Annotated in this window: 23 protein-coding genes; 10 read left to right on the plus strand and 13 right to left on the minus strand. The window is 73.6% G+C overall.

Annotated features, from left to right (window positions below; genetic code table 11):
- Positions 1-30 precede the first annotated feature (30 nt).
- From ACGWYJ_RS31720 to ACGWYJ_RS31735, 4 genes are all read right to left on the minus strand, one after another.
- Complete coding sequence (locus ACGWYJ_RS31720; RefSeq protein WP_395110120.1) at positions 31-1,683, minus strand: DNA repair helicase XPB; 1,653 nt, start codon at positions 1,681-1,683, stop codon at positions 31-33.
- Between the two features lie 173 nt (positions 1,684-1,856).
- Complete coding sequence (locus tag ACGWYJ_RS31725; protein WP_395110121.1) at positions 1,857-2,285, minus strand: hypothetical protein; 429 nt, start codon at positions 2,283-2,285, stop codon at positions 1,857-1,859.
- A gap of 138 nt (positions 2,286-2,423) precedes the next feature.
- Positions 2,424-4,817, minus strand: coding sequence for a helicase-associated domain-containing protein (locus tag ACGWYJ_RS31730; protein ID WP_395110122.1), 2,394 nt, complete (start codon positions 4,815-4,817; stop codon positions 2,424-2,426).
- Positions 4,818-5,035: 218 nt separating this feature from the next.
- A complete protein-coding gene (locus ACGWYJ_RS31735) occupies positions 5,036-5,671 on the minus strand; it encodes a TetR/AcrR family transcriptional regulator (RefSeq protein WP_395110123.1) in 636 nt (211 codons plus the stop codon).
- A gap of 226 nt (positions 5,672-5,897) precedes the next feature.
- Here ACGWYJ_RS31735 and ACGWYJ_RS31740 point away from each other — a divergent pair, with 226 nt between their 5' ends.
- On the plus strand, positions 5,898-6,332 hold the full coding sequence (locus ACGWYJ_RS31740) for a GNAT family N-acetyltransferase (protein ID WP_395110124.1): 435 nt from the start codon (positions 5,898-5,900) through the stop codon (positions 6,330-6,332).
- A 33-nt stretch (positions 6,333-6,365) separates the two neighbouring features.
- Here the strand turns inward: ACGWYJ_RS31740 and ACGWYJ_RS31745 are convergent, their stop codons facing one another.
- Complete coding sequence (locus tag ACGWYJ_RS31745) at positions 6,366-6,845, minus strand: hypothetical protein (RefSeq protein ID WP_395110125.1); 480 nt, start codon at positions 6,843-6,845, stop codon at positions 6,366-6,368.
- A gap of 378 nt (positions 6,846-7,223) precedes the next feature.
- Here ACGWYJ_RS31745 and ACGWYJ_RS31750 point away from each other — a divergent pair, with 378 nt between their 5' ends.
- The gene (locus ACGWYJ_RS31750) at positions 7,224-7,907 is read left to right on the plus strand and encodes an HAD family hydrolase (protein WP_395110126.1); all 684 of its coding nucleotides are present in this window, start codon (positions 7,224-7,226) and stop codon (positions 7,905-7,907) included.
- A gap of 167 nt (positions 7,908-8,074) precedes the next feature.
- Positions 8,075-8,470 (plus strand): cold-shock protein, encoded by a 396-nt coding sequence (locus ACGWYJ_RS31755; protein ID WP_395110127.1) that lies wholly within the window; start codon positions 8,075-8,077, stop codon positions 8,468-8,470.
- 32 nt (positions 8,471-8,502) lie between these two features.
- Here ACGWYJ_RS31755 and ACGWYJ_RS31760 read toward each other — a convergent pair whose 3' ends face one another.
- Positions 8,503-10,032 (minus strand): MFS transporter, encoded by a 1,530-nt coding sequence (locus ACGWYJ_RS31760; protein WP_395110128.1) that lies wholly within the window; start codon positions 10,030-10,032, stop codon positions 8,503-8,505.
- A gap of 245 nt (positions 10,033-10,277) precedes the next feature.
- Here ACGWYJ_RS31760 and ACGWYJ_RS31765 point away from each other — a divergent pair, with 245 nt between their 5' ends.
- Together ACGWYJ_RS31765 and ACGWYJ_RS31770 are read left to right on the plus strand one after the other, a co-directional pair.
- The gene (locus ACGWYJ_RS31765; RefSeq protein WP_395110155.1) at positions 10,278-11,087 is read left to right on the plus strand and encodes a DUF3027 domain-containing protein; all 810 of its coding nucleotides are present in this window, start codon (positions 10,278-10,280) and stop codon (positions 11,085-11,087) included.
- 72 nt (positions 11,088-11,159) lie between these two features.
- On the plus strand, positions 11,160-14,258 hold the full coding sequence (locus tag ACGWYJ_RS31770) for a sacsin N-terminal ATP-binding-like domain-containing protein (RefSeq protein WP_395110129.1): 3,099 nt from the start codon (positions 11,160-11,162) through the stop codon (positions 14,256-14,258).
- Positions 14,259-14,279: 21 nt separating this feature from the next.
- Here ACGWYJ_RS31770 and ACGWYJ_RS31775 read toward each other — a convergent pair whose 3' ends face one another.
- On the minus strand, positions 14,280-14,555 hold the full coding sequence (locus tag ACGWYJ_RS31775) for a DUF2530 domain-containing protein (protein WP_395110130.1): 276 nt from the start codon (positions 14,553-14,555) through the stop codon (positions 14,280-14,282).
- A gap of 148 nt (positions 14,556-14,703) precedes the next feature.
- Between ACGWYJ_RS31775 and ACGWYJ_RS31780 the strand changes: the two genes are divergently transcribed.
- The 4 genes from ACGWYJ_RS31780 to thpR all read left to right on the plus strand — a co-directional run bounded on the left by ACGWYJ_RS31780 (position 14,704) and on the right by thpR (position 18,778).
- Positions 14,704-16,221 (plus strand): NCS2 family permease, encoded by a 1,518-nt coding sequence (locus ACGWYJ_RS31780; protein ID WP_395110131.1) that lies wholly within the window; start codon positions 14,704-14,706, stop codon positions 16,219-16,221.
- 191 nt (positions 16,222-16,412) lie between these two features.
- Positions 16,413-16,880 carry a MarR family winged helix-turn-helix transcriptional regulator gene (locus tag ACGWYJ_RS31785; protein WP_395110132.1) on the plus strand — a complete coding sequence of 156 codons (468 nt, stop codon included), beginning with the start codon at positions 16,413-16,415 and terminating at the stop codon, positions 16,878-16,880.
- A 56-nt stretch (positions 16,881-16,936) separates the two neighbouring features.
- Positions 16,937-18,187, plus strand: coding sequence for an MFS transporter (locus ACGWYJ_RS31790; protein ID WP_395110133.1), 1,251 nt, complete (start codon positions 16,937-16,939; stop codon positions 18,185-18,187).
- A 12-nt stretch (positions 18,188-18,199) separates the two neighbouring features.
- Complete coding sequence (gene thpR / locus ACGWYJ_RS31795; RefSeq protein ID WP_395110134.1) at positions 18,200-18,778, plus strand: RNA 2',3'-cyclic phosphodiesterase; 579 nt, start codon at positions 18,200-18,202, stop codon at positions 18,776-18,778.
- Here the strand turns inward: thpR and ACGWYJ_RS31800 are convergent, their stop codons facing one another.
- The 3 genes from ACGWYJ_RS31800 to ACGWYJ_RS31810 form a co-directional block, all read right to left on the minus strand.
- On the minus strand, positions 18,779-20,941 hold the full coding sequence (locus ACGWYJ_RS31800) for a hypothetical protein (RefSeq protein WP_395110135.1): 2,163 nt from the start codon (positions 20,939-20,941) through the stop codon (positions 18,779-18,781). It lies immediately after the preceding gene.
- 81 nt (positions 20,942-21,022) lie between these two features.
- Positions 21,023-22,105: a hypothetical protein gene (locus ACGWYJ_RS31805; RefSeq protein WP_395110136.1), complete on the minus strand. Its 1,083-nt coding sequence runs from the start codon at positions 22,103-22,105 to the stop codon at positions 21,023-21,025.
- 63 nt (positions 22,106-22,168) lie between these two features.
- Positions 22,169-22,327 (minus strand): hypothetical protein, encoded by a 159-nt coding sequence (locus ACGWYJ_RS31810; protein ID WP_395110137.1) that lies wholly within the window; start codon positions 22,325-22,327, stop codon positions 22,169-22,171.
- A 65-nt stretch (positions 22,328-22,392) separates the two neighbouring features.
- Here ACGWYJ_RS31810 and ACGWYJ_RS31815 point away from each other — a divergent pair, with 65 nt between their 5' ends.
- Complete coding sequence (locus tag ACGWYJ_RS31815) at positions 22,393-23,346, plus strand: hypothetical protein (protein WP_395110138.1); 954 nt, start codon at positions 22,393-22,395, stop codon at positions 23,344-23,346.
- Here ACGWYJ_RS31815 and serC read toward each other — a convergent pair.
- The 3 genes from serC to ACGWYJ_RS31830 form a co-directional block, all read right to left on the minus strand.
- Complete coding sequence (gene serC / locus ACGWYJ_RS31820) at positions 23,343-24,479, minus strand: phosphoserine transaminase (RefSeq protein ID WP_395110139.1); 1,137 nt, start codon at positions 24,477-24,479, stop codon at positions 23,343-23,345. The two genes, ACGWYJ_RS31815 and serC, sit on opposite strands and share 4 nt — an antisense overlap.
- Positions 24,480-24,542: 63 nt before the next feature.
- Positions 24,543-24,884 carry a hypothetical protein gene (locus tag ACGWYJ_RS31825; protein WP_395110140.1) on the minus strand — a complete coding sequence of 114 codons (342 nt, stop codon included), beginning with the start codon at positions 24,882-24,884 and terminating at the stop codon, positions 24,543-24,545.
- Positions 24,885-24,985: 101 nt separating this feature from the next.
- On the minus strand, positions 24,986-26,089 hold the full coding sequence (locus ACGWYJ_RS31830; RefSeq protein WP_395110141.1) for a citrate synthase 2: 1,104 nt from the start codon (positions 26,087-26,089) through the stop codon (positions 24,986-24,988).

The following is a 26,089-nucleotide window of genomic DNA, read 5'->3' on the forward strand; positions in this document are numbered from 1 at the left end:
GGTTGTTTTGTTGGTGAAGGCCGTGTGCGGTTAGATGTCGTCTCCGGCCAGGACGGTGTCGGCGTCGATGATGCGGTAGGCGTAGCCTTGTTCGGCCAGGAAGCGTTGGCGGTGGGCGGCGTAGTCCTGGTCCAGGGTGTCGCGGGCCACGACGGCGTAGAAGCGGGCGGTCTGTCCTGAGGTTTTGGGGCGTAGCAGGCGTCCCAGGCGTTGTGCTTCTTCCTGCCGGGAGCCGTACGCGCCGGAGACCTGGATCGCGACGGTGGCCTCGGGCAGGTCGATGGAGAAGTTGGCGACCTTGGACACCACCAGCACGCCGATCTCGCCGGCGCGGAAGGCGTCGAAGAGGCGTTCGCGTTCGCCGACGCGGGTCTCGCCCTTGATGACCGGGGCGTCGAGCAGCTCGCCGAGTTCGTCGAGCTGGTCGATGTACTGGCCGATGACGAGGGTCTGCTCGCCGCGGTGGCGGTCGACGAGGGCCTGCACGAGGCGGGTCTTGGTGCCGGTGGTGGCGCAGAAGCGGTAGCGCTCGTCGGGGTCGGCGGTGGCGTACGCGAGCCGTTCGGAGTCGGTGAGGGTGACGCGGACCTCGACGCAGTCGGCGGGTGCGATCCAGCCCTGCGACTCCATGTCCTTCCACGGCGCGTCGTACCGCTTGGGTCCGATGAGGGAGAACACGTCGCCTTCGCGGGCGTCCTCGCGGACGAGGGTGGCGGTGAGGCCGAGGCGGCGGCGGGCCTGGAGGTCGGCGGTCATCCGGAAGATCGGCGCGGGCAGCAGGTGGACCTCGTCGTACACGACCAGGCCCCAGTCGCGGGCGTCGAACAGCTCCAGGTGGGTGTAGGCGCCCTTCCGCCGCGTCGTCATGATCTGGTACGTGGCGATGGTGACCGGGCGGACCTCCTTCTTGGTGCCGGTGTACTCGCCGATCTCGTCCTCGGTGAGGGACGTGCGGCGCAGCAGTTCCTGCTTCCACTGGTGGGCGGACACGGTGTTGGTGACCAGGATCAGCGTGGTGGCCTCGGCCCGTGCCATGGCGGCGGCGCCGACGATGGTCTTGCCCGCTCCACAGGGCAGGACGACGACGCCGGAGCCGCCGTGCCAGAACGCGTCGGCGGCGTCCCGCTGGTAGGAGCGCAGCGTCCAGCCGTCCTCGACCAGGGAGATGGGGTGCGCCTCGCCGTCCACGTACCCGGCGAGGTCCTCGGCGGGCCAGCCGATTTTGAGCAGGTTCTGCTTGAGCGCGCCGCGTTCGCTGGGGTGGACGACGACCGAGTCGTCCCCGATCCGTTCGCCCAGCATGCCCTTCAGCTTCTTGGACCGCAGCACCTCCTCCAGGACGGACCGGTCCGAAGAGTGCATGACGAGGCCGTAGGACGGGTGCTTCTCCAGGCGCAGCCGCCCGTACCGGGCCATGGTGTCGGCCACGTCCACCAGCAGGGCGTGCGGGACGGGGTAGCGGGAGAACTTCAGGAGCGTGTCCACGACCTGCTCGGCATCGTGTCCGGCGGCGCGGGCGTTCCACAGGGCCAGCGGGGTGATGCGGTACGTGTGCATGTGCTCGGGCGCCCGTTCCAGTTCGGCGAACGGCGCGATCTCCTTGCGGCACTCGTCGGCCAGGACGTGGTCGACTTCGAGCAGCAGGGTCTTGTCGGACTGGACGATGAGCGGTCCGTCGGACACGGCAGGCAGCCCCCATCAGGCGTTCGGTGTGGATGGCCCGTTGGCCCGTCCCGGCCCCTGGGCATCAGGTGCTGCACGCTACCCGAGGGCGGGGCGTGCGGAGCGCAGGGTAACGCGGCCACTTCTACCAACGGCGCGGAACGGTTCCCTCTTCCCCGGGGAGCGGTGGCCGCCTAGACGCCGTCGTAGTCGGACCCGTTGACGGCGTCCAGGACGCCGATGACGATGAACAGGGCGATCTGCAGGACGAGGGCGACCGCGAAGATGACCCAGCTCCAGGTTGTGAGCGTACGGGTGCTGTTGGGGTCGGTCTGGCTCCGGTTCATCGCGAGGGCCGCGGTGATGATGCCGGGGATCGCCAGTAGGTTGCAGCACATCCCGGTGGCCAGGGCGTTGCAGATCAACGCGGCGATGGTGGACCCTGGAGCGCCGCCGCCGGATCGGGGTACGCCTGGAGGGCCGTATCCGGAGGGCTGGCCGTAGGCGCCCCAGCTTGGCTGTGTGCCGGGGCCGTAGGGGTCGTTCCAGCCCTGTGCTTGCCCGTATGGATCCGGCCCGTAGGGGTCGTTCCAGGCGGGTGGCTGCTCGTCGTATCCGCTCATTGGCCACCTCCCGTACGCCGGAACGCCTCACCCCAGGAACGCCTCACCCCAGGGCTGTCCGGATTTTCGCGTAATGCCGCTTTGGTGATTGGACCGTGCAGGCTAGCCGTTGGTTCAATCCCGTGGCGAATCCGTGCGTCAGGAGTCCTCGTCGAGTTCGGCGACGCCGGTGATGCGGTGCAGGGCGAACCGGTGGACGGCGGCGCGGGTGGCGTCGTACCCCGTCAGGAAGCCGCCTTCGACCCGTACCGGCTCCACGATGCGGCTGGAGGACTGGCCCTGCTGGTCCAGGTAGCCGATCCAGACGCGGGTGCCGCTCTGGACGGCCGCGCGCAGCCGTTCCACGGTGGCGGCGGCGGGCGAGCGGGGCGGTTCGCCGGAAGGGGCGTCGCCGCGCCGCCGGGCCTGCTCGGCGCCGTGCCGGGCGGCCTCGTCCCCGGCGCGCAGCGCCCGCACCGCGGCGGCGATCATGGAATCGTCGGCGGTGGCGCCGCCCGGCCTGACACGGACGACCTCGGCGGTGGGCGGCGGGTCGGCGCGCAGCACGTCCGGGCGGGTGATGATGATCCCGCCGCCGGGCTCCTCGGCGACCGGGGCCAGGCCCATCCCGCGCAGGGCGTCCAGCAGCTCGCCCCGGGGCAGCGCGGACGCCAGGACGGTCGGCGCCAGCCGGTGGGCGCGCAGTGTGCCCGAGCGGCGGTCGGCGAGGATCTCGTCGAGGACGGCGGGCGAGTCGCCGCGCACGTACGAGGTGAGCGAGCCGACCCGCAGGTGCCCGTGGCGGCGTGCCACGTCCTCGATCAGGTAGGTGAGGGGTTGGGGGAGCGGCGTCACCGAGTGCCGGGACAGCAGCTCGGTGAGCTCGGCCGCGGTACGGCCCGCGTCCAGGGCCCGGCGGATCGAGGTGGGCGTGAACCGGTACACGGTGGCGCCGCCGGTCGACTCGACGTCGGCCGACAGCGCCAGTTCCCGGGCCAGCTCGGTGACGAGGGGGCCGGGTGCGACCGCCGTCAGGTCCGCCTGGATGACGATCTCGTCGACCGGTTCCGGCAGGTGCTTCCGCAGGCCGGGCTCGGGGTCGTGGCCGTCCAGGAGGTCCCGCGCGTACGGGGCGAGGCGTCCGAAGCCGGTGAGGCCCAGCGCGGCGGCCTCCCGCAACGTCCAGCCGATCAGGCGGTCGCGCAGGGCGCCCGTGCGGCGCGGATGCAGCCAGGACAGCCGGGCGCGGATCGACTCCTCGTCCACCGCCAGGCCGGGGCCCGCCGAGGCGAGGACGTTCAGGACGGCGGCGCGAAGGGCGGGCGCGCTGCTGCGCACGGTGGCCTCGCTCAGCGCGTTGATCATCCGGTCGCGGTCGTCGCGTTCACCGGCCAGGCCGGGGACGCGGTCGGACGTCAGCCAGCCCCGGGCCAGCTCCGTCCAGCGCCCGGCGGTGTCGCGCGCCAGCCACAGGTCGTAGGCGGGCGTGGGCAGCCACTCGCCGTCCACGGTGCCGCTGCGGGTCAGCAGCCCGGTGGCGTAGGCGACCTCGGTCAGCAGCGCCGCGCGCCACTCCTCCACGTCCAGGAGGGTCGCGACGGCCCGCAGGTCACGGACCGCGAGGCCGCCGCTGCGCAGGACGGGCGGGGGCTCGGTGCCCCACCGCTCCAGGAGTTCCTCGACGAGCCGCACGGTGGTGAACGCCTCTCCCGCGGCCGTCCTGACGGCCAGTTCGTCCCCGTCACCGCCGCCCGGGGTGGAGACGCTTCCGGTGAGTTCGGGCGGGTGTGCGGGGACGTCCCGGAAGAGCCTTCCCTCGCGCAGGTGGAGCCCGACCTCCCGGGGGAGGGTGACGGTCCGGTCGTCCTCGGCGGCGAGCAGCCCGCGCGCCAGGAGCCGTTCGATGGGGGTGGTGGCCGTTCCGACCCGTACGGGACGCCGGGCGTCCGCCACACGGCCCACGGGAGGGCCCCAGGCGAGTTGCAGGAGGGCGGCTCTGGCTTCGGGGCCCGCGTCCTCGATGAGCCGTTCGGGGGCGGCGAGAAGGGCGCTCAGGCGATCCAGCAGGCCCGCGGAGTCGGCGAACCCGCGCGGCTCCTCGCCCTCCAGGTCGGTGATGATGGCGGCCAGCCGCTCGGTGGTGTAGCCGGCGAAGACCTCCCGCACGGGCGGTCCCAGGCCCGCGGGGTGCGGTAGCTGCGGCCGGACCCCGGGTGCGGGGGCGAACGCGCCGCCGCCTCCGTTCTCCCAGATCAACGCGTGCCGTTCGAGGCGTTCGAGGGCTTGGCGCACATCGTCCTGGGTGGCGTCCATGGCGTCGGCGAGGTCGTTCGGCGACACGGGACGGGGGAGGACCAGCAGCGCTTCGAGCACGGCCAGGGTGAAACGGTCCAGGCGGTCGAGGGCGCGCGAGATGGCGACGGGTGTGCCCGCGCGGGCGGCCAGCGCGGTCAGGTCGGCGGGGACGGGCGTGACCAGTTCCGGCCTCGCGGCCAGCAGCGCGCGCAGTGCCGCGTCCTCGCGTGCGCGCAGCCAGTCCGCGAACGATTCCATCCCTCTCCCCACCTCGTGGCGGTGTCCGTACGCCTGCGCGTGCAGGTGAACGTGCGGGCACCTGTCACCAGGGTAGGAGCCGCTGGGCGTGCCCGATGCGGGTCGGCGCATCGGGCTGGGTCACACGCGGGCGGGCTGGGTGGAGGCGATCCGAGGGGCCTGCGTGCGGAACGCGCATCCGTTGGCGGGTGCGTGGCCGTGTCGGCTGGCGGCGGTAGTCAGCTAGCGGCGTGGGTGTCGGTTGCGGGGGCGCGGTCCACGGTGACCAGGCCCAGGCCCAGCCGTGCCCACGCCTCGACGAACCGTGTCTCGTCTATGCGGGTCGGGGGCTCGTACAGCGACTCGTTGGCCAGCCAGTAGTTGACCACGGCACCGCCCAGGATCGAGGCGATCGCCGGCCAGTCCTCGTCCAGGCCCTGGTACTCCGGTTGCTTCGACAGCCAGGTGGCGATGCCGTCGTACAGCGGGTTGACGATCCCCTCGCGCATCTCGGAGACCAGATGCGGGAACTGGTCGAGGTCGCGGAACAGCACCCGGACGAGGTCCTGCTCCTCGCGCATCTTCGCCAGGCCCGCCTGGCAGGTCATCCGCAGCCGGATCTCCAGCGGCCGGTCCTGGTAGGCGGAGGCGTGCCGCAGGACGTCGCTGATCTGTTTGCGGGTCCGCTCGATGTGCTCGCGGATGGCGGACGCCAGCACCTCCTCCTTGGAACGGAAGTGCCGGTACAGGCCCCCGGCCCCGGGCGACAGCCCCGCCGCGGCCTCGATCTCCGCGACGGAGGTGGCGGCGTAGCCGCGGTCGGCGAACAGCCGAAGCGACTCGCTCACGATCCGCTCGCGCGTGGTCATCGTCATGGTCGTCTAGTCCTCCGACAGCACAGTACGGCATGGCGGCCCGGGGTTTCCGGCCACGCGTGACGGCGCGCCCGAATTCGTGATGCGGCTCGCACCGGACGGCGGGCGGCTAAAGTTCTTGGGACGACGTCCCTAACGCCGGAAGGGGCGTCCGCCGGAAGGGGTGACGATGTTCGTAACTCCGCGGAAGGGAGGTCGGGGGACCTTCCTGCCGGAGGACTTCGTCGTGCCCACCCTGGTCGCCGGGCCCAGGTTCCGGATCCGCCCCATCGCCATCCATGACGTCGTGAAGGACTACGACGCGGTGCGGGGCAGCCTGGAACAGCTTGAGGGCCGGTTCGGGCCGGAGTGGGGGTGGCCGGACGGCCGGTTCACCTTCGAGCAGGCGCTGATCGACGTCGCGTGGCTGCAGAAGGAGGGGCAGCTACGGCGCTCGTTCAGCTACGCGGTGATGACGCCGGACGAGGAACGGCAGCTCGGGCGGATCCACGTCGCCCCGTCCGACTCGCCCTCGGCCGATGCCGTGGTGGTGTTCTGGGTGCGCGCGGACGAGGAGGACCCCAGCATCGAGAAGGAGCTGGAGGAGTTCGTGCGCGAGTGGGTCACCACCGCCTGGCCGTTCGAGACCGTACGGTTCCCCGGCCGCGACCTGATGAGCTGACACGCGCCGCGCCCCGCCGCGGGGCCGGACCGGTCAGTCCAGGTGGCGGATCAGGCCGGCCAGCAGCCGCCCGATCACCAGGTACACGACGGCGGCCAGGCCGTAGTTCACCGCGATCCCCGCCTTGGGGTCGGAGGGCTGGAAGACGTCCTTGAACTCCCAGGCCATGCCCTCGGCCCACTCGGCGACCGTGTTCACGATCTCGTTGGCGGGATTGGCCTCGAAGGCCACGAACACGATGTGCACCGCGAGCGTCGCCACCACCACCGTGGTGACGGCGGAGACGGCCGTGGTGAGGACGCGCACGGCCCGCTTGCGCACGGCGCCGAACCGGCTCGCGCCCGGCTCGGCCTTCGCCGCCGAACCCGCGTCCCCTGCGGGCGGGGGCATGTGAGACGCGACGCCCGGCGCGTGGCGGGGCGCTTGAGGGACGGCCGTCGCGGCGCCGGAGGCCGCCGTTTCGGGGGCCTCAGTGGTCTGCTGGTCCGTGAATCGGTCATGGTCGTCGGCCATGGCGGTGCCCTCTTGGGATGGTCGTGGTGGTGTCGAGCCCGGTGTTTTGCCTGGTCGGAGGTTCGTGGCCAGGGGCAGGGGTATATGCATCAAGGAAAGCACGTTTCGGACAGTACGGAATTACAGCTTCGAATACGTAGAAATCACAACTTATCGCTCACAAGACTCCCGCGCTCCCTCACTCGGATCCCGTCGCATCGCCACTACCGGGGGAGCGCGGGTGCACGTCCGCGCACGGGCATCCGGTGTACGGCCAGGCAGACCGGGTGATGCCCTGCCCAGCGGCCGGAGCGTCGTGGCCGCCCGCGGCGCTCCGGCTTCCCAGCAGGCACACCCGCGTGGCAATGCCGCCATACCCATCCCTTTACCCTGTGGAACGTGCTGGAGCCAGATGCGACGCGAATTGCCGACATCGGACCCGTCCCGGCGATCGGGAGCCCGGGGACCGTGGTCGGGTTCGATCTCGACATGACGCTGGCCGACACCCGTGACGCGATCGGAGCGGTGTACGAGGCGCTGGCCGCCGAGACCGGCGTCGCCATCGACGTCGCCGCCGTCGTCGCGCGCATCGGCCCGCCGCTGGAGACGGAACTGGCCTACTGGTTCCCGCCGGCGGACGTCCCCGCCATGGCCGAGCGTTACCGCGCCCTGTACGCGGGCATCGCGGTGCCCGCCACCGTCCCGATGCCGGGCGCCGCGGAGGCGCTGGAGGCCGTCCGCGCGCAGGGGGCCCGTGTCGTCGTCGTCTCCGGTAAGAACCAGGCCGACACCGAGCGCACGGTCCGGTTCCTGGACCTTCCGGTGGACGGGGTCGTGGGCGGCCTGTTCGGGACGGAGAAGGCCGCCGCGCTGCGCCTGCACGGCGCGTCCGCCTACGTCGGCGACCACACGGGCGACGTGGACGCGGCACGCGCCGCCGGGGCGCTCTCGGTCGCCGTCGCCACCGGGGCGTTCGACGCCGTCGCGCTCACCTCCTACGGGGCCGACGTGGTCCTTCCCGACCTGCTGGCCTTCCCTGGCTGGCTCGGCACGTTCGCCACCGGCGGGGGTAGACCGGGATGAGAAGGGTGGTCGCCGGATCCGTCCGAACCGTCGGATATTCGGATGCCGCCCAGGTCGTGTACCGATAGCTTCGGTGCGTCGGCTCGCAGCGGTCGTCGCTTTCACCGCTTCGTGGCGAGGCACTAATCTTTAGCCCAATTCAGGACGAGAGCTAAACGAGGTCTCCCGTGCCCACTGGCAAGGTCAAGTGGTACGACGCCGACAAGGGTTTCGGCTTCCTCACCCGCGATGACGGTGGTGAGGTCTTCGTGCATTCCTCCGCGCTTCCCAATACGGTCTCCACGCTGAAGCCGGGACAGCGCGTGGAGTTCGGGGTCGTCGAGGGGAGACGCGGCCAGCAGGCCCTGTCGGTGCGCGTCCTGGAGACACTGCCGTCGGTGGAGAAGTCGGTGGCCAAGGCCCGCCGCAAGAAGCCCGACGAGATGGTGGTGATCGTCGAGGACCTGATCAAACTCCTCGACGGGATCTCCAACACCTATCGCAGGGGCAAGCACCCGTCGCCGGGCGAGGCCAAGAAGATCGCGACGGTGCTGCGCGCGGTGGCGGACGACCTGAACCCCTGACCGCGGGACCGTCCGGGACGCGCGCAGGCGGTCTAGGGGGCGGGGCCGGGATGGGGTTCGCCGTGGTGGGCCTCGGCCGGGTGCGGATCGGCGCGGCGCGCCGGAGGCTTCCGCTTCGGCTCCCCGCGCTCCCTGCGGCGTGCGCGGGGCGTGGCCTCCCTCCGGCGGTCCCGGAGGATCAGCAGCGCCAGGGCCGCCGCGAGGGCGGCCGCGACGATCGACATCGCCGGCCGCCCGTCCGCGACGATCGACAGCCCGAGCCCGAGCAGGCCGCCGAGCACCCACACGAGCTGGTGCAGGGTCTCGGAGACCGCGAACGTGGACGACCGCACGTCCTCGCCGATCTCGCGCTGCACCACGGCGTCCATGGACAGCTTCCCGAGGGACTGGCCGAGACCGGCCGCGGCCGCCACCCCCAGCGCCGCCCAGAGCCCGAACAGGGCGGCGGCCACCGCGGCGGCGGCCGTGACGAACGCCAGCGTGCTCCGCACGATGGCGCGGGGCGCGCGGGCCTTCATCCAGGCGCCCAGCGAGGTGCCCGCCATGCCGCCCGCCCCGGCCGCGGCGGCGAGCAGGCCCAGCGCCACGTTGCCGGACACGGGCTCGAACGACTCCTCGCGCAGCAGGAAGGCCAGGTAGAGGATCAGGAAGCCGGAGAAGGCGCGCAGCGCGGCGTTGGCCAGCATCGCCTCGGCCACCACCGGCTCGACCCGCAGGAGCGGACGCGGCCGGCGGCGCCGCCGCTCGCCCTCACGGGCCTTGCCGGGTTCGCCGCCCGAGTCGCCGCGAGCTTCCGGCTCCGGCTTCGCCTCGGGCTCCGGCTCCGGTTCGGGGACGTCGGCGTGCCGGGGCAGCCCCATGCTGAACAGGGCGCCCGCGAGGAACGTCACCGTGGCGATGCGCAGCAGCCAGTCGGCGCCGATCAGCGTGCCCAGCGCGGCGGCGACCGGCACCGTGACCGAGGCGGCGATCAGCCCGGCGAACGCGGACCGGGCGTTCGCCGTCACCAGCGTGATCTGGTCGGGCAGCACCCGCGGGGTCACCGCCGCGCGCAGCACGCCGAACGCCTTGGACAGCACCAGCACCCCGAAGGCGGCGGGCAGGAAGGTGATCTCGTCCCCGTGCAGGACGGCGCCGGCCATGCCCCAGCAGAGCAGGCCGCGGGCGCCGAACGTGCCCGCCATCGCGAACCTGCGGGCATGGCTCATCCGGTCCAGAACGGGCCCGATCAGCGGGGCCACCAGCGCGAACGGGGCCATGCTGACCAGCAGGTAGAGGGCGACCTGGCCGCGGGCCTGCTCCACGTCCAGCCCGAAGAACAGCGTTCCCGCCAGGGCGACGGTGAGCATCGCGTCCCCGGCCGAGTTGAGCGCGGAGATCTCGATGAGGCGTCCCAGGCCGCTCTGCCCCGCGCCCTGGGCGTGGGCGACCCGCCGGGCCAGCCCGCCCACGCCGCGGACGCCACGGCTCGCCGACCGCGCGGCGCGAGCCGTGCGGCGCGCGCCGGTGCGCAGGGCTCGCCCCGCCGCCTCGGTCCCCGCCCGCAATCCCATCAGGCTCATCCCTCCCCAGCAGGAAGACCAGGGCACACGATGCAGGGTACGTTCCCGTGGCCGTGGCGCCGTCACCCGGCGAGGAAACGAAAGTGGGAGGGTGATGTGCGCGGTCACGCCTTCGCATGGGCGAGAATTGGAACGTGAGCCCACTCCGTCAGTCCAGTTCCGCGCGTTCCTCCACCGCGCGCGCCACCAGCGGGCCCGCGCGCCGCACCCGTACCCCTGCCGTCGACGCCGCCGCTGCGGACGCGATCGACCTCGCACGCGAGGCGGCGGAGGAGACGGCGCGCCCCCTGCCGGTCGGGGAGCATCTCGGCCTGAGGGCCGAGGGAGACCGAGTGGTCACGCACTATTTCGACTGCCTCGACCCGGCGTACCGGGGGTGGCGCTGGGCGGTCACGGTCGCCAGGGCGGCGCGCGCCAAGCAGGTGACCGTCGACGAGGTCGTGCTGCTCCCCGGCGAGGACGCGCTGCTCGCGCCCGAATGGGTGCCGTGGCTCGAACGGCTGCGTCCCGGCGACCTGGGGCCCGGCGACCTGCTGCCGACCCCCGCCGACGACGTCCGGCTCGCGCCCGGCTTCACCGAGGTTGACGACTCGATCGACCGGGCGACCCACTGGGAGCTCGGCCTCGGCCGTCCCCGCGTCCTGTCCCGGCAGGGGCGGGACGAGGCCGCCACGCGCTGGTACGAGGGCATCGCCGGCCCCCGCGCCCCCATCGCGATCTCCGCCCCGGCCCAGTGCTCCACCTGCGGCTTCTTCGTGCCGCTCGCGGGTGAGCTCCGCCAGGTCTTCGGGGTGTGCGCCAACGAGTACGCCCCCGACGACGGGCGGGTGGTCTCCGCCGACCACGGCTGCGGCGCCCATTCCGAGGCGGTGGTGATCCCGCCGGCGTCCGAGCACGGCCCCCCGGTGATCGACGAGCTCGGCTACGACATCGTCCCGACCGGCGACGCCGAGGCAGAGCGCGACGCGGAGGCCGCCGAGCCGGCCGAGGAACGGGCCAGCGCGGTCGAGCTCCCCCGTGACCTGGAGGCCGAGGAGGCGCTGGGGCACAGCTGACCGCCCCGGACGGTGCCCCTCGGCCGCCATGACCGGCCGCCATGATGATGATCGTTCTTGTGAGGGGTGTGCGTGACCGGCACGGCTTCCGATCCGTTCGGCACCGGGGCGCTCCGCGAACGGGTCCTGCGGGCGTGGGCCGAGTCCCCGGCGCGCTTCCGTGAGGACGCCAACGCGGAGGAGGACTACGCCCTCGGCGGTTACCGCGACCGGGTCGTGATCGAGCTGGCGCAGAACGCCGCCGACGCCGCCCTGCGCGCGGGCGTCCCCGGCCGCCTCCGCCTCGTCCTGGACGACGGGGGCGGGGACGGCCCGCCGGTCCTGACCGCCGCCAACACCGGCCGGCCCCTGGACGCCGCCGGAGTGGAGTCCCTGTCCACGCTCCGGGCGTCCGCCAAGCGCGACGAGCCGGAGACCACGGGCCGCTTCGGTGTGGGCTTCGCCGCCGTCATCGCCGTCAGCGACAGCCCGTCCATCACCTCGGCCCTGGAGCCCGCCGAGGCGGGAGATCTCGGCCGCGCGGGCGTCGAGTGGTCCCGGAAGCGGGCTCGGGAGCTGGTGAGGGACGTCCCCTCGCTGGCCGGGGAGCTGGAGCGGCGCGGGGGGCAGGTGCCGGTGCTGCGGCTGCCCTTCGCGGTTCCGGCGACGGCGCCGGCGGAGGTCCCGGAGGGGTTCGACACGGTCGTGCGGTTGCCGTTGCGCGACGCCGCGGCCGTCGCGTCCGTGCGGGCGCAGCTTGAGCAGGCGGGTCCCGCGCTGCTGCTCGCCCTGCCCGCGCTCACCACGGTCGAGATCGAGGTCGGCGGCGCCCGCGTCAGGACGCTGACGGCCGAGAAGGGCCCGGACGGGACGGTGGTGATCGACGGGCTGCCGTGGCGGACGGCGGAGGCGCACGGGCAGGCGCCGCCGGAGCTGCTGGCCGATCGTCCCGTGGAGGAGCGCGGCCGTCCCGGCTGGCAGGTCCGCTGGGCCCTTCCCGAGGCCGGCACGGGGCTTCCCGATGGGGTGCCGGGGGTCGTGCACGCCCCGACGCCCAGCGACGAGCGGCTGGGGCTGCCCGCCCTGCTGATCGCGTCCTTCCCGCTCGCGCCCGACCGCCGCCATGTCGCGCCCGGACCCCTCACCGACTTCCTGGTGGAGCGCGCCGCCGAGGCGTACACGTCCCTGCTGCGCGGGCTGCCGGCGACCCCGCGCCTGCTGGACCTGATCCCCGGCCCGGTGGCCGAAGGTGAGCTGGACGCGCGGATCCGCAGGGCGGTCTTGGCCCGTGTCCCCGAGGTGCCGCTGCTGCCCGTCCCGGGCGAGGAGGAGACCCGGGTCCGGGGACGGGACGCGGTGGCGCTGGACGCGCCCTTCCCCCTGATCGATCTCCTGGCGGGCGAGGCGGTCGTCCCGGGACTGCTGCCGAGCGGATGGCCGGTGCGGCACAAGGCCCTCGACGCGCTGGGTGTGCGGCGCGTGGAGCTGGCCGACGTCGTGGACGAGCTCGCCGCGCTCGATCGGCCCCCGGACTGGTGGCGGCGCCTGTACGCGGCGCTCGCGGACGCCCCCACGGACGCGCTGGGCGCGCTGCCCGTTCCGCTGGCGCCGGAGGCGGCGGCGAAGGACGAACCGGGACGCGACGTACGGGTCGTCCGAGGGCCCCGCGGCCTGCTCGTCGCGGCGGACGGTGTCGATCCGGCCGGGCTGGGCGTTCTGGGCCCGCGGTTCGTGCATCCGGACGCGGTGCATCCGCTGCTGCTCCGGCTGGGCGCCGTGGAGGCGGGGCCGCGCGCCGTCCTCGCCGACCCCGCCGTGCGGGCCGCCGTGGAGGGGTCGTACGAGGCCGAGGAGCCGGAGGAGATCGCGTCGGCGGTGCTGAGCCTCGTCGCGGCGGCGGGCCTGGAGCCCGGCGAGGAACCGTGGCTGGCGGAGCTGGCGCTGCCCGGCACCGACGGCGATCTCTACCCGGCCGGTGAGCTGCTCCTGCCCGGCAGCCCGCTGCGCGAGGTGATGGCGGCGGACGCGCCGTTCGGCGTCGTGGCGGACGAGCCGGTGGAGCGGTGGGGCACCGGACCGCTGGCGGCGGCCGGCGTCCTGGACGGGTTCGCGCTCGCGCGCGCCGAGGACGTCGGCCTCTCCGCGCTCGCCGACCTCGCCGAGGAGTACGACCTGGACGGCGAGGACGCGTGGGCCGAGCACGTCCTGGAACGGCTGGGCCCGCAGGAGGTGCCGCCGATCGTCCCCGAGTTCCGGGCGGTCAGGGACCTGGAGCTGGTCGGGGACTGGGACCGGGCGCTGAGCCTGCTGGCCGCGCCGCCCTGGCGTGCCGCGATCGTCCAGCCCGCCCACGTGCTGCTGCACGACGGGCGGCGCGTCTCCGTCCCCTCCTACACGGCCTGGTGGCTGCGCGCCCACCCCGTGCTGGACGGGCGGCGCCCCGGCGAGTTCCGCCTCGGCGGGCCGGACGGCGACGACCTGCTCGACGGGCTGTACGACCCCGTCCCGGCGGGCGCGCCCAGGGATCGGGAACTGCTCCTCGCCCTCGGCGTCCGGACCTCCCTGGCCGAGCTGCTGGACGAGCCGGACGGGACGCGGGAACTGCTGGAACGCCTCGGCGACCCGTCCCGTACCGTCCCGAGGGAGCACCTGAGCGCCCTGTGGACGGCCCTCGCCGACGCGCACACCGCCGGCGGGGACGGTGTGGAGCCGCCGGAACGCGTCCGGGCGATCGTGGACGGCGAGGTGGAGGTGGCCGACGCCGTGGACGCGCTCGTCCTGGACCGTCCCGACGCGCTGCCGCTGCTCGCCGGCCAGCCGCTGGTGATCGCGGCGGGCGGCCGGGCGGGGACGCTCGCCGAACTCCTCGACCTGCCCCTGGCCGGCGAGGAGATCCCCGGCGAGGTCGAGTCGGCGGGGACGCGGCGGCCCGTTCCCCCCGCGGTACGGGCGGTCCTGCCGGAGGCGCCCGGGTCGTACGTCGAGCACGAATCCCTGGTCGTGGACGGGCAGGCCGTCCCCTGGTGGTACGGCGACGACGGTGAGGTCCACGCGGACGGCCCGTGGGGACTGGCCAGGGCGCTCGCGTGGGCGGCGGGCCGGTGGGAGGACAGGCTCCTGGCCGAGACGCTGCTGCGCGACCCCGATGCGCTGCCGACCCTTCAGGCCGAGGCGGACCTGGACGAGCCTTAGCCGCTCAGCTCGGCCGGAGTCTCAGCCGGCCCGGTCCTCCGGCCGCTGGGCGCGGCGGGCGGCGCGGGCCTCGGCCTGGCGGGCGCGGCTCGCCTGGAGGCGGGGGATGTACCAGACGCCGAAGACGCCGATGGCGATGCCCGCCACGCACGTCCACAGCCACCACCGGTCGGACGGCGGCAGATCCACGATCAGCAGCACGACGAGCGCGACCGTCCAGCCCGCGGTGCCCGCCGCGGCGATGCGGACGTCGTTGGTCCGCATCGGCGGCGGATCGGGCCTGCGGGCACGGGTCATGTGATCAGCCTAGTCAGACGCCCGCGCGCGGCGGAGGGCGCGCCCGCCCGAGCCCCGGCGGAAGAAATCGTCCTCGCTTGCCGATCCGTTGCCATTTCGGTGCCTTGAGGGGTTCCTTTCGAGCGCTTCGGTCTGTCACCCTGCGCCCGTGACCGTTGACGACGCTGCAGACGCCAAGGAACGGGCCCCGCGGAACGCCCTCGACCGGTACTTCAAGATCTCCGAGCGCGGGTCGACCGTGGCGCGGGAGGTCCGTGGCGGACTCGCCACGTTCTTCACCATGGGCTACATCGTGGTCCTCAACCCGCTGATCATCGGCACGGTGGCCGACCACGACGGCCAGTTCGTCGGGGACGTGTCCGAGCCGGGCGCCGCCATCCCCCTGGTGGCGGCCGCGACCGCGCTGGTCGCCGGGGTGCTGTCGCTGCTCATGGGCCTGGTCGGGCGGTACCCGTTCGCCCTCGCGGCCGGGCTCGGGCTCAACGCGGTCGTCGCGTTCACCCTCGTCACGGACATGTCGTGGGAGGACGCGATGGGCATCATCGTGCTGGAGGGCCTGGTCATCACCGTGCTGGTGCTGACCGGGTTCCGGACGGCGGTGTTCCACGCCATCCCCGCCCCGCTGAAGACGGCGATCGCGGTCGGGATCGGGCTGTTCATCGCGCTGATCGGGCTGGTGGACGCGGGGTTCGTGCGGCGCATCCCCGGCCTGCTCGGCGAGTCGTCGGTGCCGCTCCAGCTCGGCGCGACGGGAAGCCTGTCCGGCTGGCCCACGGCGGTGTTCGTGTTCGGCCTGCTGCTGACCGTCCTGCTGGTGGCCCGCAGGGTCAGGGGCGCGATCCTGATCGGCATCCTGGTCACCACCGTGGTCGCGATCGTCGTGCAGGCGATCGCGAACGTGGGCCCGTTCAACCAGGGCAGGGGCCCGGACGGGCGGCCGCGGATCAACCCCGACGGCTGGCAGCTGAACGTCCCCGAGCTGCCGGACAAGGTCGTCAGCACTCCCGATCTGAGCCTGCTCGGCCAGTTCAGCCTGCTCGGCAGCTTCGAGCGGGTCGGGGTGACGGCGGCGCTGCTGTTCGTGTTCACGGTCATGCTGGCCGACTTCTTCGACACGATGGGCACGGTCGTGGGCGTCGGGGCGGAGGGCGACCTGCTCGACGACGACGGCAACCTGCCGGGCATCCGCAACGTGCTGCTGGTCGACTCGGTCGGCGCCGCGGCGGGCGGCGCGGCCTCGGTGTCGTCCAACACCACCTACGTCGAGTCGGCGGCCGGTGTCGGCGAGGGCGCCCGCACCGGGCTGGCCAGTGTGGTCACCGGGGCGCTGTTCCTGCTGGCGATGTTCCTGGCGCCGCTGGTCAGCGTCGTGCCGTTCGAGGCGGCCTCGCCCGCGCTGGTGGTGGTCGGGTTCCTGATGGTCGCGCAGATCCGCGCCATCGACTTCAACGACTACGAGGTGGCGATCCCCGCGTTCCTCACCATCGTGCTGATGCCGTTCACGTACTCGATCACCGCGGGCATCGGGGCCGGCTTCGTCTCGTATGTGGCGATCAAGGCGGTGCGCGGCAGGGTCGCCCAGATCCACCCGCTGATGTGGCTGATCGCGGCGCTGTTCGTGATCTACTTCGCGCTGACCCCGCTGCGGGAGCTGCTGGGTGTCTGAGATCGGCGCCGCCGCGTGGCACGATGGGGTTCCGACGGCCTCACCAGCAGCGATCGGAGGTTGAAGTCGCTCGCGTCACGGGCGCCGGGCGGGTGGTGCGGACGGCCGGCGGCCCCCTGGGCCGCGGCGCGTTCGCGGAATAGCCCCGCCCGGCGTATCGTTAGCAAAAGCAATGACTTCTGCGAACGACCATGAGCACGCCAACCAACCCACGGCGCACCCGGGGCAGAGCCCCGGGCCTGGCCGAAGACCTGCGCATCTCGATCGCCCGGCTGTCGCGCCGCCTGCGCACCCTGAGGGCGTCGGGCGAAGGCCCCGAAGGGGATCTCTCGCTCACCCAGTCCGCCGCGCTCGCGGCCATCGAGCGGCACGGCTCGATGACGCCGCGGGAACTGGCCGACCACGAGAAGGTGCAGCCGCCCTCGATGACCCGGGTGATCGCGTACCTGGAGGAGCGCGGCCTGGTGGAGCGCAGCCCGCATCCGACGGACGGCCGGCAGGTGGTGCTGAGCGCCACCGAGGCCGGCAAGACGATCCTGGCGGAGGGACGGCGCCACAAGGAGGCGTGGCTGTCCCGGAGGCTGGCCGAGCTGAGCGCGGAGGAGAGGGAGATCCTGAGGCGGGCGGCCCCGATCCTGGACAAGATCAGCCGCTCCTGACCCCGGGAGAGCCCACCGGCACGGGAAAGACGCCCGATACGGGGAAAACCGGTGGCATGTTCCGGTCCCTGCGCGTCCGCAACTACCGGTTGTACGCGTCCGGCCAGGTCGTGTCCAACACCGGGACCTGGATGCAGCGGGTCGCCCAGGACTGGCTCGTCCTGGACCTCACCCACGGCAGCGGCACCGCGCTGGGGATCACGACCGGATTGCAGTTCCTGCCGATGCTGCTGTTCGGCCTCTGGGGCGGCGTGGTCGCCGACCGCTACCCCAAGCGCCGGGTGCTGATGATCACGCAGGCGTCCATGGGGCTGCTCGCGCTGATCCTGGGAGTGCTCGCGGTCACCGGCACCGCGCGGGTCTGGCACGTGTACCTGCTGGCGTTCGGGCTCGGGCTGGCCACCGTGATCGACAACCCCAGCCGCCAGTCGTTCGTGGTCGAGATGGTCGGACCGCGCGACCTGCCCAACGCCATCGCGCTCAACAGCGCCACGTTCAACGGCGCCCGCCTGGTCGGGCCCGCCGTGGCCGGCGTGCTGATCGCCATGCTCGGCACCGGCCCGGTGTTCCTGCTGAACGCGGCCTCGTTCGGCGCCGTGCTGTTCGGCCTGTACGCCATGCGCACGAGCGAGCTGAACCCGTCCGAACCGGTCAAGCGCGCCAAGGGCCAGCTCGTCGAGGGCCTGCGGTACGTGCGCGGGCGCCGCGATCTGCTGCTGGTGCTCGTGCTGGTCGGGATGGTCGCCACGTTCGGGATGAACTTCCAGATCACCACGGCGCTGGTGGCCAGGCAGGTCTTCCACAGTGGAGCGTCATCGTTCGGGCTGGCCTCCAGCATGCTCGCGCTCGGCGCGCTCAGCGGAGCGCTGCTGGCGGCGCGGCGCGCGTCCCGGCCCCGGCTGCGGCTGCTGGTGGGGGCGGCGGCGCTGTTCGGAGCGCTGGAGATGATCACCGGCGTGATGCCGTTCTACTGGTCGTTCCTGGTCCTGCTGGTGCCCACGGGCATCGTGCTGATGACGTTCACCACCTCCGCCAACGCCACGATGCAGCTGAGCGTGGCGCCGGAGATGCGCGGCCGGGTCATGGCGCTGTACATGTTCGTCTTCCTCGGCACCAACCCGCTGGGCGCCCCGATGATCGGCTGGCTCTCCGAGGCGTTCGGCCCCCGTATGACCATCGTTCTGGGCGGTTTGGTGGCCATGCTCGCCGCCCTGGCCGTGGGAGCGCTGGCGGCGCCACGCGGCAGCCTCCGCCGCCTCGCCCCCCGCCGTGACGGCACGCCCGCGCTGGAGACGGCGCCGAAGTAAGCTCTCGTTTCCATGAGACTCTTCGTGGCGCTGGTGCCGCCACCGGAGGTCCTCGACGAGATCGAGGAGTTCATCTCCCCGCTCCGCGCGAAGCCGCCACAGCTTCGCTGGGTTCGCCGGGACCTGCTGCACGTCACGCTGGCCTTCCTCGGTGACGTCGACGACCGCACCCTGCAGCGGCTGCTTCCGCGGCTGCAACGGGCCGTGGGCCGCCACGAACACCTGTCCCTGTCGCTGGCGGGCGCCGGCGCGTTCCCCGGCACCGGCAAGCACGCCCGCGTGCTGTGGTCGGGTCTGTACGGCGACCGCCGCAAGCTGGCCCGGCTGGCGGCCTCGGCGGGCGCGGCGGGACGCAGGGCGGGCACGCCGCCCGACACTCACCGCACGTTCCGTCCTCACCTGACGCTGGCACGCGCCCGCGTCCCGGTGGACGTCCGGCCGCTGCTGGAGCCGCTCCAGACGTTCGCCGGTAGCCCGTGGACGGCCGACTCGGTCCACCTGATGGAGAGCCGCCTGCCGGGCAAGGGACGCACCCAGGTCGAGTACCAGCCCATCAAGACCTGGTCGCTGCGTCCCCCCAAGGACGTCTGATCACAGTTCGGGCGGCGGGGGAGCGGGACGGTCGGCGTCCGGCGGACCCCAGGGAAGCCCGTACCGCTCGCAGGCGCGGCGCAGCTCCTCCAGGTCGGGCGGGAACCCCACCTGGCGGAGCACCCGCCCCGCGGGGCTCCACACCACCAGCCGCGGCATCCGGTCGCCGGTCTCGTCGATGCCGACGCCGCCGACCCGGTCGCGGGCCAGATCCCATTCGACCCGGCCGCGGCGGGTGACGACCGCCAGTCCCGCCGTCGAGACGCGCAACTGGGACCGGTTGCGGTCGTACAGCCAGTAGCCTCCCAGGCCCACCAGCACCCCGGACGGCACCGACCAGCTCGCCGCCGCGGTGAACCCGCCGACGTCCGGGCCGAGCCAGATCGCGCCGAGCAGCGCCACCAGCTCGCACAGCAGGACGCTCACGAGGTACGTCCCGAGCCGGGAACGGCGCGTCGCGTCCAGCAGGGTGCCCGGCGCGTCCGCAGGATTGGCACGCTCCGCCTGGGCGGCCGTGCCCCCCTCCGCCGGGGGAACGGCGGAACCGGACTCCGGCGAGGACAGCGTGGCCACGGCCGAATGGAACGCGGCGGACAGATAGGCGTCGTACTCGGCGTCGGTCACCGGAAGCCCCGCCCGCCGGGCCGACTCGCGCAGGTCGGTACGCGCGATGCGCAGCGTGGACAGCGGCGCCGCGAAGAACTCGTCGCCCTCGGAGTCGTACAGCCGGACCCAGGCGTGCCCGGAGATCGTCAGCAGCTCGATGCCGCCGATCCGGTCCTCCGGCATGCGCAGCACCACGTCGCCCGCCGCGTCCGCCCAGCCGAGGCCCCCATCGGCCACCACCAGCCGCCCGCCGGGGACCTGCGCGAAGATCTCGGGCAGCCCGTCCAGGCCGTACTCGGGCGTGCGCGGCTGCCGCGCCCCCGGCGTGATCACCCGGTAGCCGTGGTCGTCGAGGGCGTGCGCGAGCTGAAAGGTGTCCAGCCCGTGCGCGGGAAGCCGGGCGATCAGCCGCAGCCGGTGATCGAACGCCAGCACCGCCGGGTCGGCGCGCCGGGGCTCGCCGGTCAGCGGGTCGGGCCGCAGCCCGGGACCGGTGACCAGCGCCGCGACCCGCGCCGCCGGAAGCCGCACGGGCTGCCGCGTCCGCGGGACGCCGCGCACCTCCAGCCGGTCGCCGGAGATCGTCCACCGGATCCGCGCGTCCCGCAGCAGCCGCCGCCGCGCCAGCAGCACCGCGCCGATCGCCGCCAGCGCCCAGCAGGCCGCCGCCAGCCTGGCGCCGAACCCGCCGGTCCCCTCCACCGCGATCCGCGCGATCATGATCGCGCCGAGCAGCACGGTCAGCACGCCCAGCGCCACGACCCTGCGGCGGCTGGGCAGCGGCTCCGGCGTCGCCAGCCGCACCGGCTCGCGCGGCGCGGGGGAGGCCGCGGGCTCCCGCTCCACCGTCCCCACGGGGTTGGCGGGCGCCCCGGGGGTCTCCGCCGGTCCGGCGGGGCTCTCGGCGTCCGTCCCGGACGCGGAGGACTCGACGGTGACCGCGGGTTCGGCGGGCTCGGCCGTGGCGACCGGGCCGCGCGGCGGCTCGTGCGCGGCGGCCAGCAGCTTCGCCTCCTGGTCGAGCAGCCGCTGCTCCGCGACCTGATGGCGGGGCAGGCCGAGGTCGTCGGGGCCGTCGCCGGACGGGACGGGCGCCTCGGCCAGCTCGGCGGCGTCACCGTCCAGCAGGTGGATCGGGATGCCCAGCCGCCGGGCCGTCACGAACAGCGGCAGCGGCTCGAACCCCATCGAGTCCAGGGTCCCGATCGGCGTCCGGCCGAACTTGTGCAGGACGGTCAGGACGTTGTCGCCCATCGTCACGGCCAGGCCCTCGACCCGGGCCCGCTCGTACCGGATCATCGGCAGGCCGCCGGGGCCCAGCCTCTCCAGCCCCTCGGCCGACAGCCGCCAGTACGGGCGCGGGCGGCGCCGTCTGGCCTCGGGGGACGCGCCCAGCGCCCACGGCAGCGCCGCCACCGCGACGATCAGCGCCGCCCACAGCCAGACCGGACGGATCGGCAGCAACGCCAGGACCACCGCGAGCAGGGTGAACGGTCCCGCGGCGACCGGACGCCACCGGCCGCCGGGACCGCGCAGGCCCACCAGCTCATGCTCCACAGCAGGCATCCTCTCGCGCGTCCGGTCTCCTTCGCCGCCCTCCGCAGCACGCCCGGAGGTGGCGGACGTCCCGCCCCTCCATCATGATCGCCTGCGCAGCAGCGCGTAACCCAGCGCCGCCGTCGCGCCCAGGGCGACGAACAGCCCGACGCTCGCCCCCGTCGAGTCCCGCCGGCCCTCGGTGGCGTCCCGCTTCGCCTGCGGGGACGCGCTGGAGGTCGTGCTGGGGGACGGCCGCGCCTCCTCGGGAACCGGCACGCGGTACACCGGCTGCGAGACGCCCTCCGAACCGGCCAGCAGCCACCGCCCGTCCGCCGTGTACGTGATCGACTCGCCCTGTTCCTGCGCGGGTATCCCCACCGAGGTCAGCGAGCGGCCGGGCCGCCCGTCGGCGCCCATCCGGTAGATCCGCGCGCCGAAGTAGTTGCGGATGACGAAGGTGCGGCCGTCCGGCGCGAACGCCGCGTCGGTCGCGAGCGTGGGCGCGTCGCCGACCCTGCGCAGGGTGTTGGCACGCTCCGTGCTGAGCTTCGCGGGCGCCCGGTACAGCGCGCCGGTGAACAGCTTGCTGGCGATGTAGAGCCGGTTCGTCCGCGGGTCGATCATCATGGCCTCGGCGTTGCGCGGACCGTCCTCGTAGGTGAACCGGAACGCGGTCGCGCGCAGCGTCCTGGTGCGCAGGCTCGCGGGCTCGGTGACCCGGTACACGGTGACGTACGGCCAGGCCCCGCCGAGGTTGTCCCCGATGTCCGCCACGAAGATCGCCGGTCTGCCGCGCTCGTCCCGTCCCATCGCCATCGCCTCCCAGTCGCGGGCACGGGCGCCCGCCAGGCTCAGCACGGCGCGCGTCCTGCCGTCCGGGCCCAGGGCGAAGATCTGAGCGACGCCGCCGGAGTCGTTGTGGGTGTAGACGACGCCCCGGTGCCTGCGGCTCACCGCGAGCCCGCTGGACTCGTTGATCCGGGGATCGGCGACGGTGAACGCGACCTTCGCGTCGTCCCGCGCACCCCTGCCGGGGGCGTGCGCGGCGGACGCGGGCCGCGGGGCGGCGATCAGGATCGAGCCGGCGAGCAGGGCGGAGGCCGCGAGGAACGCGGGGAGGGCGGGCGGGGCTCCGGGTCCCGGGCCGGGTCGTCGCCGGGGACGTGACGGGCGCGCTGGCATACTCCGATCATCCCCCGTTCCCGCGCCGAAACGATCACCGCATGCCCCGTGGCCGGGCCTCCCTCAGCCGAACACGGCGCCGGCGACCACGCACAGGATCAGCGCGGTCAGCACGGTCGGGAGGAGCCATCGGGGCGCACGGTTCACGGCATCGAGCTTAATCCACTCCGGCGGCGGCCCCTCCGCCCCGCGCTGGCCGGTCCCGTACGTGACGCACGCCATCCCGCGCCCGTGCCGGGGCCCCGAACCGGACTCCGGCGGTCGGCGTCGAAAACTGCATGTGCGGCTTGTTCGGATTGTTGCGCTCGGCCGGGGCCGAGCACCCCGCCCAGGCGTCGGACGCGTTCGTGGCGCTGGGCACCCTCGCCGAGGAGCGCGGCCGTGACTCCGCCGGCATCGCCCTCTTCACGGGCCACCCGGCGCAGGACGGCGAGGCCCTCGCCCCGGTCGGCGAGGTGGACGGCGTCCGTTCCGACCTGCTGCACGCCGGCTGCCGCGTCGTGAAGGGCCGGGGCGCGTTCTCCGGCACCTGGCGGCCCGACCTCCTCGAACCGCTGGACGAGGCGCCGGTGGCCATGGGCCACACCCGCTGGGCGACCCAGGGGTCCCGGCACGAGCCGGCCAACGCCGGCCCACTGCTCGTCCCGTCCCCGAGCCCGGCGCCCGGCGTGCCCGCCCCTCCCGGCATCGTCGCCACCCACAACGGGGACGTGGACGCGCGGCTGCTGCGCACGCTGTACGAGCTGCCGCCCGCGACCGGCACCACCGACAGCGAGCGGATCTTCCAGGTGCTGGCCCGCAGGCGCACCCCGCGGGAGATCACCGGCGCGCTGTCCACCGTGGTCGGGCGGGCGGCCCTGGCCTGGGTCGACCGGTCGCGTCCCGACCGGGTGCACCTGGCCCGCGCCGCGCTCAGCCCCCTGTACGTCGCCGTGGACACCGAGCACAACCTCTACTGGGCGTCCAACCCCCGCTGGTTCCGGGAGGTCGAGCGGCACACCCGTGTCCGCTTCGCCACCGTCGTCATGCTCCGCGAGGGCACGTACCTGCACACCGGCCTGGTGAGGGGGCGGCCGCAGGTGCTGGCCGGCGCCACGTTCAGGCCGATGGTCCGTCCCATCGACCTGGACGAGCGGGTGTGGACCGGCTTCACCCCGGAGGACAGGGCCCGTGACCGCGCCGAGCTGCGTCACCAGATGATCGGCGGCAACGGCACGGGTCCCCTGCCGACCGTCGTCTAGAGGCGCTCGACGACGTAGTCGATGCAGGCGGTCAGGGCCTCGACGTCCGAGGGGTCCACCGCCGGGAACATCCCGATGCGCAGCTGGTTGCGGCCCAGCTTCCGGTACGGCTCGGTGTCGACGATGCCGTTGGCCCGCAGCGTCGTGGCGACGGCGGCGGCGTCGACCTCGTCGGTGAAGTCGACGGTCCCGACCACGTTCGAGCGCTGCGCCGGGTCGGCCACGAACGGCGTGGCGAACGAGGACTTCTCCGCCCAGGTGTAGAGCCGCTGCGCGGAGTCGGCGGTGCGGGCCGTGGTCCAGGCCAGGCCGCCCTGCTCGTTCATCCACTCGACCTGCTCGGCGAGCAGCAGCAGCGTCGCGACGGCCGGGGTGTTGTAGGTCTGGTCCTTCGCGGAGTTGTCGACCGCGGTCCTCAGGTTGAGGAACTCGGGGATGTACCGGCCGGACGAGGCGATCTCCTCGATCCTGGCCAGCGCGGCCGGGGAGGCCAGCGCGACCCACAGCCCGCCGTCGGCGGCGAAGCTCTTCTGCGGCGCGAAGTAGTAGACGTCGGTCTCGCTCACGTCCACGGGCAGCCCGCCGGCGCCGGACGTGGCGTCCACCAGCACCAGCGCCTCCTCGGCGCTCGCGCCCGCCGGCCGCTTGATCGGCATGGCCACGCCGGTGGAGGTCTCGTTGTGGGTGAGGGCGTAGACGTCGATGCCGTCCTCGGCGCGCGGCAGCGGGTGGGTGCCGGGGTCGGACGCGATCACCGACGGGTCCTCAAGCCAGGGCGCGCCCTTGGTGACCTTGGCGAACTTGCTGGAGAACTCGCCGAACGACAGGTGCTGCGACCGCGACCGGACCAGACCGAACGCGGCGGCGTCCCAGAACGCCGTGGTGCCGCCGTTGCTGAGCAGGACCTGGTATCCCTCGGGCGGCGAGAACAGCTGCGACATGCCCGCGCGGACCCGTCCGACCAGGGACTTGACCGGCTTCTGCCGGTGCGAGGTCCCCATGTACGTCGCCCCGGACCCCGCCAGCGCGGCGAGCTGCTCGGCCCGCACCTTGGACGGGCCGCACCCGAACCGCCCGTCGGCGGGCTTGAGGTCGTCGGGAAGGACAATGGCTGGTTTGGCGCTCTCGGTCACTCGAAAAAGGCTACAGCGTCTCCCACGGGCTCTGGCCGCGGACCCCTGACGTGCGTACGCGGGTCACCGGCGGTGGCGGAGGGCCCAGCCGCCGAGGGCCGCGAGGCCGGTCAGGCAGAGCGCCGCGATCGTGGCGGGCGGGTAGAGCCAGGGGTCGTCGCGGCCGTGGGCCTTGACGGCCGTGGTGATCGAGTCGTAGGCCAGGAAGCCCAGCAGGGCGGCCATGAGGACGAGGGTGAGGCGCCCCGCAACGGCGTTGGTGCGGCGCCGCCTCTCTTCTCGCTCCGCCTCGTACCGCCGCAGCTCCTCGGCCTGGTCCGCCCGGCGTCCCTCGCCGACGCCGGGCGCCGGGCCGATGTCGCCTTCCAGCGCCCCTTCGAGGGGGTCGGCGTCGTCGTCGGTCACGTGCCAAGAATGGCAAAACGCGGTCGGGCTCGGGAACCGTGGGCTCGTGGGGCTCGGAAAGGTCGGGGGACGGGGGTCCCGGGGACGGCTTGCTCTGGCGCTTACCTCTTGAGGACCTCGGCGGCTCCGGGGACCTCGTCGATGGAGCGGGTGCCGGGGCCGACGTACCGGGCGCTGGGGCGGACGAGGCGGCCGGTGCGCTTCTGCTCCAGGATGTGGGCGGCCCATCCCGCCGTACGGCCGCAGGTGAACATGGCGGGCATCATCCCGGTCGGGACCTCGGCGAAGTCGAGGATGACCGCCGCCCAGAACTCGACGTTGGTCTCGATCGCGCGGTCGGGACGGCGCTCGCGCAGCTCGGCCAGGGCGGCGTCCTCCAGGGCCTTGGCGGCCTCGTACCGGGGGGCGCCGAGCTCCTTGGCGGTGCGCCGCAGGACGCGGGCGCGCGGGTCCTCGGCGCGGTAGACGCGGTGGCCGAAGCCCATCAGCCGCTCGCCGGAGTCGAGGATGCCGGTGACGACCTTGCGGGCGTCGCCGAGCTGCTCCACTTTTTCGATCATCGGCAGCACCCGCGCTGGCGCGCCGCCGTGCAGCGGGCCGGACATGGCGCCGATCGCGCCGGAGATGCTGGCGGCCACGTCCGCTCCGGTGGAGGCGATGACGCGGGCGGTGAAGGTGGAGGCGTTGAGCCCGTGCTCGGCGGCCGACACCCAGTACGCGTCGATGGCCTGGACGTGCTTGGGATCCGGTTCGCCGCGCCATCGGATCATGAACCGTTCGGTGATGGTCTCGCCCTCGTCGATGCGCGACTGCGGCACCATCGGCTGCGAGACGCCGCGGGCCGACTGCGCCACGAACGACAGGGCCGTGACCGATACTCGGGCGAGGTCGGCGCGGGCCTCCTCGTCGGAGATGTCCAGCAGGGGGCGCATCCCGTACGCGGGGGCCAGGATGGGCAGCGCGCTCTGCACGTCCACGCGGACGTCACCGGAGGTCACCGGGAGCACGTGGGGCTCGGCGGGGGCGAGGCCGGGGGTGAAGCTGTTGTCGACGAGCAGGCCCCAGGCGTCACCGAAGGAGACGCGGCCGACCAGGTCCTCGATGTCGACGCCGCGATAGCGGAGGGCGCCTCCTTCCTTGTCCGGTTCGGCGATCTCGGTCTCGAAGGCCACGACCCCTTCGAGACCGGGTTTGAAGTCGGACAT

Origin of the sequence: Actinomadura sp. SCN-SB, assembly GCF_043906805.1 — a bacterium.
Classification (GTDB): Bacteria; Actinomycetota; Actinomycetes; order Streptosporangiales; family Streptosporangiaceae; genus Spirillospora.

Excerpts from the sequence above, each read along its gene's own strand:
- ACGWYJ_RS31725 (WP_395110121.1), bottom strand. The coding sequence starts at position 2,285 with ATGAGCGGATACGACGAGCAGCCACCCGCCTGGAACGACCCCTACGGG.
- ACGWYJ_RS31730 (WP_395110122.1), bottom strand. The coding sequence starts at position 4,817 with ATGGAATCGTTCGCGGACTGGCTGCGCGCACGCGAGGACGCGGCACTG.
- ACGWYJ_RS31735 (WP_395110123.1), bottom strand. The coding sequence starts at position 5,671 with ATGACGATGACCACGCGCGAGCGGATCGTGAGCGAGTCGCTTCGGCTG.
- ACGWYJ_RS31745 (WP_395110125.1), bottom strand. The coding sequence starts at position 6,845 with ATGGCCGACGACCATGACCGATTCACGGACCAGCAGACCACTGAGGCC.
- ACGWYJ_RS31760 (WP_395110128.1), bottom strand. The coding sequence starts at position 10,032 with ATGAGCCTGATGGGATTGCGGGCGGGGACCGAGGCGGCGGGGCGAGCC.
- ACGWYJ_RS31775 (WP_395110130.1), bottom strand. The coding sequence starts at position 14,555 with ATGACCCGTGCCCGCAGGCCCGATCCGCCGCCGATGCGGACCAACGAC.
- ACGWYJ_RS31785 (WP_395110132.1), top strand. The coding sequence starts at position 16,413 with ATGAGCACGCCAACCAACCCACGGCGCACCCGGGGCAGAGCCCCGGGC.
- ACGWYJ_RS31790 (WP_395110133.1), top strand. The coding sequence starts at position 16,937 with ATGTTCCGGTCCCTGCGCGTCCGCAACTACCGGTTGTACGCGTCCGGC.
- thpR (WP_395110134.1), top strand. The coding sequence starts at position 18,200 with ATGAGACTCTTCGTGGCGCTGGTGCCGCCACCGGAGGTCCTCGACGAG.
- ACGWYJ_RS31805 (WP_395110136.1), bottom strand. The coding sequence starts at position 22,105 with ATGCCAGCGCGCCCGTCACGTCCCCGGCGACGACCCGGCCCGGGACCC.
- ACGWYJ_RS31810 (WP_395110137.1), bottom strand. The coding sequence starts at position 22,327 with ATGGCGTGCGTCACGTACGGGACCGGCCAGCGCGGGGCGGAGGGGCCG.
- ACGWYJ_RS31830 (WP_395110141.1), bottom strand. The coding sequence starts at position 26,089 with ATGTCCGACTTCAAACCCGGTCTCGAAGGGGTCGTGGCCTTCGAGACC.